12 protein-coding genes are annotated in these 12,066 nt (G+C 39.6%); 8 read left to right on the top strand and 4 right to left on the bottom strand.

Annotated features, from left to right (window positions below; translation table 11 throughout):
• Positions 1-53 precede the first annotated feature (53 nt).
• Positions 54-1,679: a methyl-accepting chemotaxis protein gene (locus PVK79_RS08840; protein WP_182730891.1), complete on the bottom strand. Its 1,626-nt coding sequence runs from the start codon at positions 1,677-1,679 to the stop codon at positions 54-56.
• Between the two features lie 140 nt (positions 1,680-1,819).
• Between PVK79_RS08840 and PVK79_RS08835 the strand changes: the two genes are divergently transcribed.
• Positions 1,820-2,632 (top strand): transporter substrate-binding domain-containing protein, encoded by an 813-nt coding sequence (locus PVK79_RS08835; RefSeq protein ID WP_257326987.1) that lies wholly within the window; start codon positions 1,820-1,822, stop codon positions 2,630-2,632.
• A gap of 200 nt (positions 2,633-2,832) precedes the next feature.
• Positions 2,833-3,303, top strand: coding sequence for a DM13 domain-containing protein (locus PVK79_RS08830; protein ID WP_182730892.1), 471 nt, complete (start codon positions 2,833-2,835; stop codon positions 3,301-3,303).
• Between the two features lie 98 nt (positions 3,304-3,401).
• Here PVK79_RS08830 and PVK79_RS08825 read toward each other — a convergent pair whose 3' ends face one another.
• The 3 genes from PVK79_RS08825 to ahpC all read right to left on the bottom strand — a co-directional run bounded on the left by PVK79_RS08825 (position 3,402) and on the right by ahpC (position 6,189).
• Positions 3,402-3,806 (bottom strand): GFA family protein, encoded by a 405-nt coding sequence (locus tag PVK79_RS08825; RefSeq protein ID WP_182734047.1) that lies wholly within the window; start codon positions 3,804-3,806, stop codon positions 3,402-3,404.
• Between the two features lie 135 nt (positions 3,807-3,941).
• Entirely contained in the window at positions 3,942-5,516 is a 1,575-nt protein-coding gene (gene ahpF / locus PVK79_RS08820; RefSeq protein WP_257326986.1) for an alkyl hydroperoxide reductase subunit F, read from the bottom strand.
• Positions 5,517-5,619: 103 nt separating this feature from the next.
• On the bottom strand, positions 5,620-6,189 hold the full coding sequence (gene ahpC, locus PVK79_RS08815) for an alkyl hydroperoxide reductase subunit C (protein ID WP_145234205.1): 570 nt from the start codon (positions 6,187-6,189) through the stop codon (positions 5,620-5,622).
• A gap of 244 nt (positions 6,190-6,433) precedes the next feature.
• On the opposite strand from ahpC, the gene PVK79_RS08810 reads away from it, so the two are divergent.
• The 6 genes from PVK79_RS08810 (at position 6,434) to PVK79_RS08785 (ending at position 12,039) form a co-directional block, all read left to right on the top strand.
• Complete coding sequence (locus PVK79_RS08810; protein ID WP_149980032.1) at positions 6,434-6,853, top strand: DUF3429 domain-containing protein; 420 nt, start codon at positions 6,434-6,436, stop codon at positions 6,851-6,853.
• 57 nt (positions 6,854-6,910) lie between these two features.
• Positions 6,911-7,282 (top strand): hypothetical protein, encoded by a 372-nt coding sequence (locus PVK79_RS08805; protein WP_145234209.1) that lies wholly within the window; start codon positions 6,911-6,913, stop codon positions 7,280-7,282.
• An 8-nt stretch (positions 7,283-7,290) separates the two neighbouring features.
• Entirely contained in the window at positions 7,291-8,094 is an 804-nt protein-coding gene (locus PVK79_RS08800; protein WP_257326985.1) for a class I SAM-dependent methyltransferase, read from the top strand.
• A 2-nt stretch (positions 8,095-8,096) separates the two neighbouring features.
• Positions 8,097-9,086: a Gfo/Idh/MocA family protein gene (locus tag PVK79_RS08795; protein ID WP_257326984.1), complete on the top strand. Its 990-nt coding sequence runs from the start codon at positions 8,097-8,099 to the stop codon at positions 9,084-9,086.
• Between the two features lie 217 nt (positions 9,087-9,303).
• Positions 9,304-10,965: a methyl-accepting chemotaxis protein gene (locus PVK79_RS08790; protein ID WP_257326983.1), complete on the top strand. Its 1,662-nt coding sequence runs from the start codon at positions 9,304-9,306 to the stop codon at positions 10,963-10,965.
• A gap of 210 nt (positions 10,966-11,175) precedes the next feature.
• Positions 11,176-12,039, top strand: a complete 864-nt coding sequence (locus PVK79_RS08785; protein WP_182759449.1) for an EamA family transporter — start codon at positions 11,176-11,178, stop codon at positions 12,037-12,039.
• The last annotated feature ends 27 nt before the right edge of the window (positions 12,040-12,066 follow it).

The following is a 12,066-nucleotide window of genomic DNA, read 5'->3' as shown; positions in this document are numbered from 1 at the left end:
ACTGTACCTTGTCATTCGTACTCTATTAGTAACAAGGTACACTCATTACAGTGTTATACTTTAAACTCATTTACTTGTTGTTGTAACATACTTGCGAGTAACGCCAACTCCTGTGATGCTTGTGCGTTTTGCTGAGAACTTTCACTCACTGATGCAATACTAGAACTAAACTCGTTGATGTTACTACTTAATTCATGGGCCACCATTTTTTGCTCTTCAGTGGCTGTTGACACTTGCGTGTTCATATCGGCAATTTCGGTTACCTCTTGATTTATTTCAGTTAAAACTTGTGATGAATATTCTGCATGATCAACACTTTCTTGTGCACTACTTTCAGCGTTGCCCATAGCAACAACAGCTTGTTGAGCCATACCTTGTAGCTTGCTGATCATTTCATTAATGCTCGCTGTGGCTTTTTGGGTATTATGAGCAAGCTGCCTTACTTCATCGGCAACAACAGCAAAACCACGACCAGAATCCCCTGCTCTTGCGGCTTCAATCGCAGCATTTAAAGCCAGTAAGTTAGTTTGCTCTGCAACGCCTTGGATCATCATTACAACCTGATTTATATCATTTGTTTGTGTATTAAGGTCGTTTATTAATTGTGTATTTGTATTTACTAACTTAGATAACGTTTGGATTGAGCTAATATTATCAGCAACGGCTTGCTGCCCTTGTTGTGCTTTACTATCTGCATTAGTGGCTTTTTCTGATGTGGCCATCGCATTTTGTGCCACTTGTTCAATCGCACTACTCATTTGCGTAATGGCTGTCGCAATCATTGTAGACTGTTGCTCTTGCTCTGTGGCTGTTGAGGCCACTTGCTCACTAATTGAGTTCATTTCTTCTGCCGCAGAAGATAAAGTTAACGTCGCCCCAGATACATCGGTTACTAAAGTATGTATACGTGACAACATATTATTAAAGTTTCGTGCAGTATCTGCAATTTCATCTTCACCAAGTACATTGGCTCGTATTCGCAAGTCAGCATTATTTGCAATTTGTGTAATGGTATCGCGCAGCGCCACCAATGGGTTTTGAATTGAACGGTAAATAAAATAAGCAATGGCTAACAACAAAAAAATCAACAGTGCTACTGATAGTTTCATCACTAGACTTACTAACGCAAAGTTTTCGTCGGCTTGTTTCTTAAAGTGATTAGCTTCATTTAATTGCAGCTCTATTAAAGCTTGATAGCTTGCGCTTAACGGATCGAATACATTATATAGATCAGTAACAAACTGCTGTTGTGGGAGTGACTGGAAATCCCCTGTGCGTACTTTGTTCAACAAGTTTTTAATTTGCGCTTGAACTGGCTTAAGTTTTTGTTCGACAGTATTTACTAAGCTTTTTTCTTCACTGGTTAAGTCTGTACTAAGGTAAGTATTCCATTCTTTATCGGCTGTATTTTGAGACTGCTGTACTGCCGCAAGTAAATCATTTTGACTAATGGTACCAGCTTTGAACTTATGAAATAAATCAACAATATTAACTGCGTAGTTATCTGACACCGTTTTTATCTGTTTCAATGGTACGACACGGTTCTCATATAAACTGTCAATTCCTTTGACTAATCCTCCCATAGTACTAATTGAATATATGGCAGTAATCGTAAAAATTACAACGGGTAAAAGCGCTAATACAATTAAACGGGAACGGACCAAGTAATTATTTAACATAGTATTCCAAAGCTACATCTTTAATATTTACAAGTATAATACGTAATTCAAAAGCCTCTACGTTTTTATAATATTTTTTGCAACAATGAGGTATTATAATTTTGCTATACTTGAGCCATAAACTTTTAAGTTATAGCTCAATGATGAAATTGTATAATTTTGCAGTGCTCTGGTTATTGTTATTGCCTTTGGCGTTTACTAACTTTGTACACGCTAATGAAGCAATCGTTAATCTTCACTTAGCAAGCCCCAGCACCACAGATACCCCTCGTAATCACTATATTCATGCGCTATTAACGCTCGCCTTTGCTGAGCAAGGAAAACAGGTTAATTTTATATACTCCATTAGACCAATGAATAAAAAACGCGTGGTGGAAGAGTTGTCAAAAGCAAGCAGTATTAATTTAGCTTGGCTATCGCTCCCTGCTAACAGCTACCCAGATTTACATCATACCTCATTGTCAATTTACCAAGGTTTACACGGCAAGCGATTACTAATAATTAATAAAAATCAGCAACCGCGCTTCGCTGAAATATCAACTTCAGCACAGCTTAAGCCTTTAATAGCATTACAAAAGCAGAGTTGGTCTGATTATGATGTACTTATACGCAATGGCTTCACTGTTAATGGAGAGCTAGATTATAAAGGCATGACTAGAGCACTCGAGACAGGTTTGGCAGATTATTTTCCTCGCTCTGTATCAGCTATTGCCGCTGAGGTGACTAAACTGCAGCATCAAAACTTAATGATTGAACCAACGATCATGTTGCAATACCCGAGTCATTATTATTTTTACACTCATAAACAAAACGATGCTTTACTAATGGAGTTAGAGGCTGGGTTACTAAAACTTCAAAAAAACGGTAAGTTTGAGCAGCTTTATCAACAATTTTTTGGTGACAAAGAACAAGATCTCGCATTATCAACAAGAAAAATTTTCCAGTTAAATTAGCAACAACATAGCTCACATTACTTATTGCGAGCTAACAACTAAGTCAGTTCACAATAGGGTCAAGCACCCTAATAAAGTAAATACTTAAATGACGATTGAACTCGCCCAATCCGATTTTGTAAGCTAGCTTATAACTATAGATGAAGGCATCCGCTTGTTTTGCCCAATATACTGAATATTCTCATGGATAAGGTCTTATTATGATGCGTAAATTGTGGCAGGTAGTCGTTTATCTGATGATATTTTGTGTTGGCTTTGTTGCAGGGTTATACACACTGCCAATTTTAACGGCTCCACCCTCTCCTAGCAAACTTGAGTTGGCCACACATGCACAACAAGCACTTTATAGTGGTGAATTCAAAGCTGATCTCGCAGGCTCTGATGCTTTGCATTATGGTAACGGCCAAGTCAGATTAACCAACAATATGATCTCTTTTGATGGCATCTTGAGCCCAGGCCCAGATTATCAGCTTTATTTAGCTAATCGCTTTATTGATAATGAAGCCGATTTTTTAGCATATAAAGGTACAATGACAAGGGTTGCAAGCGTAAATACATTCGATGGTTTTATAATTAAGGTGCCAGCCGATATTAATATTGCACGCTTTAACACTGTGATTGTGTGGTGTGAAAGTTTTGAACAATTTATAACCGCGGCTCAGTACCAATGAACAAGTGCTGGGAAACAACTGCTTTAAAAGCAACAGAGAGTTGCGGCACAGGCTATTTGCCAGTTTACTTATTATAAAAACACTATCAGCCAACGACCTTAGCGTGTCGGTTCAAAACCATCATAGTGAGGGATATCAGCATTTATTTGCTCCCAATTCGCTTTTGAGCTAACAAAGTTATGGCTCATAGGACGCTCTGTAATATCACTATCGAGTATACCCAGACGCAACCTTAGTCTGCTTATATCATCAAGGTTTTCACTGTAGATTGGGCTGCCACATGCACTACAAAAATAGCGGATACGCCCTGGTTTAAATTCAAATCTGCTTAACCACTCATTGCCTTTGGTTACTTTAAAGTCAACACGAGATATAAATCCATTGGTCGCAAATGCGGTACCACTAGATTTACGACACAACGAGCAGTGACAATGAATAATGCTCTGGATCGGGCCATCAATTTGCACTGTGACCTTGTTACACAAACAACTTCCTTGATACATGCTAAAACTCTTTAAAAAAATAAGCCTAAATACTAGCACAATTTTTTATACAAAAAAGCCGCCTTTGGAGAGGGCGGCTTGGGTGAACAAACAGCTATGGGTGGGAGCTGTTATATCAAGAGACTATAATTTGATTTATGCTACGCGTTGCTCTTCACTAGGTGTTTGACGAATTAAGTAATCAAATGCCCCTAGGCTTGCTGTTGCACCACTGCCCATCGCAATGATGATTTGCTTAAATGGTGTGGTCGTTGCATCTCCCGCAGCATATACTCCCGCTAAAGATGTCGCTCCTTTTGCATCTATTATTATTTCGCCAAACTGACTGAGTTCAACATTACTGTCTTTTAACCATTCAGTGTTAGGTATTAAGCCTATTTGCACAAATATACCGGCTAAGTTTAACTGTTTGTTCTCACCTGAGGTGCGGTCAGTATAGCTTAAGCCCGTCACTTTTTTACCATCACCGAGTACTTCTGTAGTCTGGGCATTCTTAATAATGGTGATATTCTCTAAGCTATTAGCTTTACGAATAAGGACGTCATCGGCGCGTAACGTATCTGCAAATTCAAGTACCGTAACGTGCTCAACAATATTAGCTAAATCAATTGCCGCTTCTATACCCGAATTACCACCACCAATAACGGCAACAGGTTTGCCTTTAAATAACGGCCCATCACAATGTGGACAATACGCTACACCATGGCCACGGTATTGTTGTTCACCAGCTACGTTCATTTCACGCCAGCGAGCGCCCGTTGCCAGTACTAACGATTTAGTACTGAGTACAGCTCCGTTTTCAAGCGTGATTTCATAACCATTTTTATAACTAAGACCGACGGCTCGTTGATTGTGCATGACATCTACATCGTACTCTTTAACATGCTCTTCAAGCTGAGCTACGAGCTTAGGCCCCTCGGTTGCTTTAATAGATATAAAATTTTCGATTGCTAGGGTATCAGCTACTTGTCCACCAAACCGGTCAGCAACAATGCCCGTATTTAAGCCCTTACGTGCTGAATAAATTGCTGCCGATGCACCAGCAGGGCCACCACCTACGACAAGCACATCAAATTGTGATTTTTCATTGAGAGAAGCGGCTTGGCGCTCTGCCCCTTTACTATCAACTTTATTTAAAATATCAGTTAAGCTCATCGCACCTTGGCTAAAGGGCTGGCCATTTAAGTATACCGCGGGTACTGCCAGTATATTTCGCTGCTCTACTTCATCTTGAAATAATGCCCCATCAATCATAGTTGTTTTGATGTTGCTATTGTTCGCAGCCATTAAATTAAGCGCTTGTACGACTTGCGGGCATGTTTGGCAACTTAATGAAATATACACTTCAAACTCAAGTGGCTGAGTCAGTGACTTGATTTGCTCAAGATCTGCAGCCGACGCCTTACTCGGATGCCCGCCCGTATGTAACAACGCTAATACCAAACTGGTAAACTCATGCCCCATCGGCACACCAGCAAAGGTAATTTGGCTATCTCGAATAGGTGAAGATACCGTTATTGATGGACGGCGTACGCCACTATCTGGATTATCTCGCACCAAAAATTTGTCGCTCAACGACGCAATATCGTTGGCTAAATTGTCAATTTCTATTGATTTTTTGCTGTCATCCAAGGCGATAAGTAGCTCAACAGGATCAGCAATAGCTGCAAAGTGACTTTTTAATTGATTTTTAATGTTGGTATCTAACATGACTTACCCTTGTTTTAGCAAAAATGCCCATCATCACACTAATGTGCTTAATAAAATTGTGATGATGAGCCTTCAAGCATATTAATGCTTTGTAATAGTAGATTTAAATTTTGCCAACTAAATCAAGCGATGGTGCTAATGTTTCTTCACCTGGCTGCCAAGAAGCCGGACATACTTCACCATCATGAGTCGCAATGTATTGTGCCGCTTGTACTTTACGTACTAGTTCTTTGGCACTACGGCCAATACCTAAATCATGTGTTTCAATGATTTTGATTTCGCCCTCAGGGTTCATTACAAACGTACCGCGAAGTGCTAGGCCTTCGTCTTCGATCATTACACCAAAGTTACGTGTAATACGTCCTGTTGGGTCACCGATCATAGGGTAAGTAATTTTACCAATAGTGTCTGATGTATCGTGCCATGCTTTGTGAGTAAAGTGAGTATCAGTCGATACTGAGTAAACCTCTACACCCATTTCTTGTAATTGCGCGTAGTGATCTGCAACATCACCCAGTTCCGTAGGACATACAAAGGTAAAATCAGCTGGGTAGAAAAAGAAAATAGACCACTTACCTAAAACATCTTGTTCTGATAGTTCAACAAAATCACCATTGTGGTAAGCCGTTGCATTGAAAGGTTGTAATTTAGTGTTAATTAATGAAGTGCTCATAGTATTCCTCATTTGTTTATTTAAAGTGTAAACAACGCAGGTTGCTGCGTTGGCTTGAGTAATACAATAAGGTGTAAATAAAAATTAATAAAATTGATTGTTTAGATTAATTCAATCGATTTTATTGACTGAAGCGGTCATTGTCATCTGGACAGATAGGGCTAAAGCTTTTTTTGCGTCTAATGTTACAATGCTCACTGAAAATATCGCGAATACGTATTTTTAGTTAATTTTGGGGTAAGCCATGAATAAATTCATCAATCATATCCAGTTAGGCTATTTAGGCTTATTGCCCTTTTTAGCGTGTGTCGGTTGGCCGTTATTAGTCGGTAGTAATAACTTTAATATGCAGTTTTTTACTTTTTATAGTATTGCAATTTTGGCTTTTATGAGTGGTAACTTATGGCACGCTGGACAACAGAGTTATCGAGATGCGATTAAGGCTATACTACCGATTTTACCGCTTGGCTTTTTAGCTTTTTTACCACAACACATAACCTTGGCTTGGTTAGCGGTTAGTTTTTGGCTGGTATTACTATTTGAAAAAACCAGCCCGCAATGGCAAAGCTACCATGCTGATTATCAAAAAATGCGCTTTGTATTAACCTCAGTGGTGTTTGTTTGCCATATATTAGTAATAGGCATTAGTTTATACCCTAACTAGCTCGCCCTTTAAAACGGATTAATGTACCATCCGTGCACTGCTTTTTGAGGAACTAAAATGATAGACCAATTGCGCCAACAGCTTGATCAACTCGGTGAAAACTATGTTGAGAAAAGCGCTCATTTCAAAATTAAAGTGATCCCTTTTTTTTGTGCTATTCAAATCAAGAAAGATCATAAGAGTGAAGGCCGATTATCGTTTTATTCTAATCAATGGCTTGAAATTGCACTCGTGGTACTCTTTTTACTGTTTGGCTTAATGCTCTTCGATCCTGACGCAGGCTTTACTCATGGCCCTATTCATATTGCGTTTGCAGTATTAATCACGTTTAATTTAATTATCAAACAAATCGCGATTGAAGGACTAAAGACTCGCTTAGCGTTTTTACGTTTGATTGATCATGATGCTAAAAACACACCACTAGAATAATTGAATTAATGTATTTAAATCCTAATTGGCGGATCCTTACCGTTGGCGATGGCGACTTATCGTTTTCTCATGCTTTATCTACCGATCTAAAGCCGGCCAAGTTAGTTGCTTCTACCTATGATAGTGCAGCCACGATTACCTCCAAATATGCTGATAACGCACTAAATGCACTGCGAGATCATCATATTACGGTACTTGATAGTTTTGATGTGACTGACCCACAAGCCTGGCAACGCTTAAATGGCGAGCTATTTGATGTGGTGATTTTTCAATTTCCGCTTATTCCTGCTTTTGTCGGGGAGAGTGCTTATCGTGAAAACACCCAAACAACCAGTATGAACACCCTCAACCGGGCTTTGCTACACCAATATATTAAATATGCCACCAGCTATGCTCTTGATAACAATGGCCCAATGTTGTGCTACATCACCTCAAAAGATGTTAAACCATATCGTGAGTGGAATATTGAAGGCAGCTTAAATTATGGCTTAGCATCACGCTATATAGGCCAAATGCCATTTGATATCAGTCCTTTCCCTGGCTATAAAATCCGTAATGTTAATCGTGACAAACACGTAAAAGACACCAGTGGCACCACTTATGTATTCAGCCCCAAAGAAACGACTGAACTCCATAATCGATTAACTATACCAAGCTACTTAGCAGTTGATAGCTGTTCGCTGTGCCGAGTAGGTCCATTTCAAGCCAGTGAAGATAAACAAAAACACCTATTAGCTAAAAAGCACCAACAAATGTTAGGCTTTGAGGCAGACTGGCAAGCTTGGCTTGCACAATTCAACAATCAGGAGTGACCATGAATTTTGTGATAGTCGGCACTAATTTTATTAGCGATACTTTACTTGCAGCGGCTAAAACAGTCAGTGAGTTTTCACTATATGGCGTATGTTCGCGTGCCGAGCAAAGCGGTCATGCATTTTTAGCTAAGCACGCTATAAAAAATGCAAAAATATTTACGACTATTGAGCAAGTATGCAGCGACGACAGTGTAGACGCTGTATATATCGCAGCCCCCAATAGTTTGCATAAAAGCTATGCTGTGGCCTGTTTAAATGCAGGAAAGCACGTGTTAGGTGAAAAACCTGCAGCAGCAAATAGCCAAGAATTAGCCGCGATAGTGGACGCGGCAAAACAAAATAATCGCCTTTATATGGAAGCGATGATGACCACTCACTTACCTAACTTTGCTGTTTTACAACAGGCCATTGCCAAAATTGGGACGCCACGTAAATACATAGGTCAGTATAGTCAATATTCATCACGCTATGATAAATACAAAAATGGTGAGCGCCCTAACACCTTTTTGCCAGCATTCGCTAATGGTGCGCTCGTTGATTTAGGGGTTTATCCGCTATATATCTTGATCGCACTTTGGGGTGCACCAAACACGGTAAAAGCCAGTGGAGTATTACTTGAAACAGGGGTAGATGGTGCTGGTGATGTATTACTAAATTATAGTGATAAGCAAGCAGTGATCAGTTATTCAAAAATATCTCAAGGTGATAATTTTACAGAAATCCAAGGTGAGCTGGGCCGTATTAGAATTGAAGCCGTTTCGTTATTAAAACAGATACAATTTATTGCTAATGATGGCAGTGTTGAAGAATTATCACAGCCATTTGATGAACACTTTATGCGCCACGAAGTTGCCCATTTCATTACAATCGCCAACGCAGGACAACTCGAATCACCTATCAATACCCATCAACTAAGTATCAATGTGATGGCTGTACTTGATAAAGCAAGACAGCAACTTGGTGTTATTTATCCAGCCGACAGACTATAAGCTACAAAATATTATTCACGCAAAACAACGCCTCAATGCTTTGAGGCTTGCCAATGTTGTTGTCACTTTTATCATACTCTTGCAATCTGCTCACTAATTTAATGCGTATCCAATAATAAATAAAATCCATGAATTCTTTAGTTAATTGAAATTATATTCTATAGTTATTTAGCATTATTATTAAATCGCATCAGAGGCAATTTTGACAATAAGATTAATGCTAAGAACTGTTTTTGCTCTAGCAATCACAATTGCATCAGGGCTACTCATTATCATATTACTGTTAAAAACAGGATTATCTGATAGTCAACAATCAGCTCAGCAACGCTATCAACTAAGTCATTTTGCTAAGCTGTCTGCCTCCAACTCTATCAAGCTAACAGAACTCGCCCGACAATATGTTGTCACCCTACAACCTAGCTATAAAAAACAATACTATGAACTTGTAAATCAAATTGAAGGGACTGAACCCTGGTTAGACGGTCGTAAAAAATCTTATATTGATCGCTTAAAAGAATTTAATGTGAATGAACAAGAACTTGCTTTGCTAAATAAATCTAACTCGCTCTCTTTGCAGTTAGTCAACACTGAAGAACAAGCTTTTCAATTGGTAAGTAGTTTTGCTGGGCAATCACCGTCATTATTAAATACGAGCGAATCAAAACAGTGGGTGCAGGCAATAGGACTGCTAACCGATAAGGGATATATGGATGAAGTAGCTAAAATACAGACACCGGTGCAAGAATTTTTAGCTGCGGTAGAAAACAGCAGCTTGCAAGAAGTAATGAATAATAACAATCGTGTTGCTAATTTAAGCCTTATTAGTATTGTGATGGTATTAGTTATAATCACTATTTTAATTTTATGCTACTTACAGCTTGAGAAGCGCGTAATAAAGACAACCACGCTATTAGTCAATGAAGCACAACGAATCGCCAATGGTGATTTAACGCATAAAATTGCTCACTCCGGTAACGATGAAATTGCAGAGTTATCAGCCAGTTTTAATATTATGATCGATAAACTATCTACCTTACTGTCAGAAATTAACTCGCAATCCCAACAAGCCCAAATTGCTGCCAACGAGCTAGATTCTATTGCACAGCAGGCAAGACTGCTTAATGACGAGCAGAGTCAAGCAATTGAGGTGATCTCAAGTTCAGTATATGAAAACTCCACCGCCGTCAAAGAAGTATCAAAAAACTGCTCTGAAGCGGCTCAAAACGCAGGAGATGCGGATGCTAAAACACAAGCAGGGATCGATGTCGTTAATCAGAGTATTCATTCTGTCGAATCGGTTGCTGAAATATTAACCGAGTCAATTAATGATTTAAATGATCTCGAATCTTCAGTTAACGAAGTAGCGGTGATCTTAAATGTGATCAGCAATATTGCTGAACAAACTAATCTATTAGCACTTAATGCTGCAATTGAGGCCGCACGAGCTGGCGAACAAGGTCGAGGTTTTGCCGTCGTTGCCGACGAGGTAAGGACATTAGCGAGCAGAACACAAAGCTCAACAGTTGAGATACAACAAAAAATCAATAGCTTACAGTCTGCAAGTAACGCTGTAACCGAACGGATCCGTAGCAGTGATACGCGGGTTAAAGACGCAGTATCAAACTCAGAAAAAGTGGGCTCAATGCTAAAAGAAATAAGCACCCAAGTGCGCTTAATTTCAGATGCAAACCGAACCATTGCAGCTGCATCCGAGCAACAAGCACAAGTAACCGAAGATATAGCTGAACGCTTAACTGGTATTCAAGATGCCAGTATGCAGTCGAAGTCGCAAACCGCACAAATTTCGTCTTCGTCTAGTGAACTCGCGCAAGTTGCGATTAATTTAAATACACAAATAAATAAGTTTAAATTAAACTAATATCACTTGCCAAAGCAGTCGTTATTTATACTAAAAGCACTATATTTAGTTTAAGACTACGCTTAGGCAAGAATACAAAAATCTAAGTTTACTAAAGCGCAGTGGGCACCTCATCATAATTAAAAACTTTTACCGCAAAAGCTTAGCCCCACTCTCAAAAAGCGCGTAGAATCCCCGCCAATAACCTTTTGCACTACTATAAGGACTGTAATGCAACGCACAATTCCTCCTTTTTTCATTGCTGTTATTTGCGTATTACTTGCCATGGTGACTATTCAGTCAGGCGCTTCAATTGCTAAGCAACTGTTTCCAATAATTGGCCCAGAAGGGACAACGGCACTTCGTTTAGGTTTCTCAGCAGCTATATTGTGTTTAGTGTTTAAACCTTGGCGCGCATTTCCGCCACTTGGTCAACGCATGCCAATTATGGTTTATGGTTTATGCTTGGGCGGTATGAACATTTTATTTTACTACGCCATTGAGCGTATTCCATTGGGGATTGCAGTCGCACTTGAATTTACCGGCCCGTTAGCGGTAGCGCTGCTATCATCGCGACGTAAGCGAGATTTATTTTGGGTCGCCTGTGCTATATCGGGGATCGTAATGTTGCTCCCGGATATGAAAGGTGAAGAAAGTCTCGATCTACTGGGCGTAATTCTGGCACTGGGAGCTGGTGCGTGTTGGGCTGGCTATATCTTATTTGGCAAAAAAACGGGTAATCAAAGCTCTGGCGGGATGACTGTTGCCCTTGGTATGAGTGTCGCGGCACTTATATTAGTGCCTTATGGTGCTATTTCTCAAGGTGGTGCACTACTAAACTGGGAAGTGATCCCTTTAGGCTTATTGGTTGCTATTATGTCAAGTGCCCTTCCTTACACGCTGGAAATGGTTGCACTGCGTAATATGCCTGCACAAGGGTTTAGTATTATGATGAGCTTAGAGCCCGCTATTGCGGCACTTGCTGGCTTTATAATTTTAGGCGAGTTATTAACTCTTTGGCAATGGTTAGCCATTCTTTTGGTGATAGTTGCATCGGTTGGCAGTTCAATGTCTACAAGTAAAGACAGTAACTAACAAACCCAAAAAGACGTATAGTTATAA

Origin of the sequence: Pseudoalteromonas rhizosphaerae, assembly GCF_028885455.1 — a bacterium.
Taxonomy (GTDB): Bacteria; Pseudomonadota; Gammaproteobacteria; order Enterobacterales; family Alteromonadaceae; genus Pseudoalteromonas; species Pseudoalteromonas rhizosphaerae.
The sequence above is the reverse complement of the archived record's forward strand: the minus strand, read 5'-3'. Positions and strand labels throughout refer to the sequence as shown.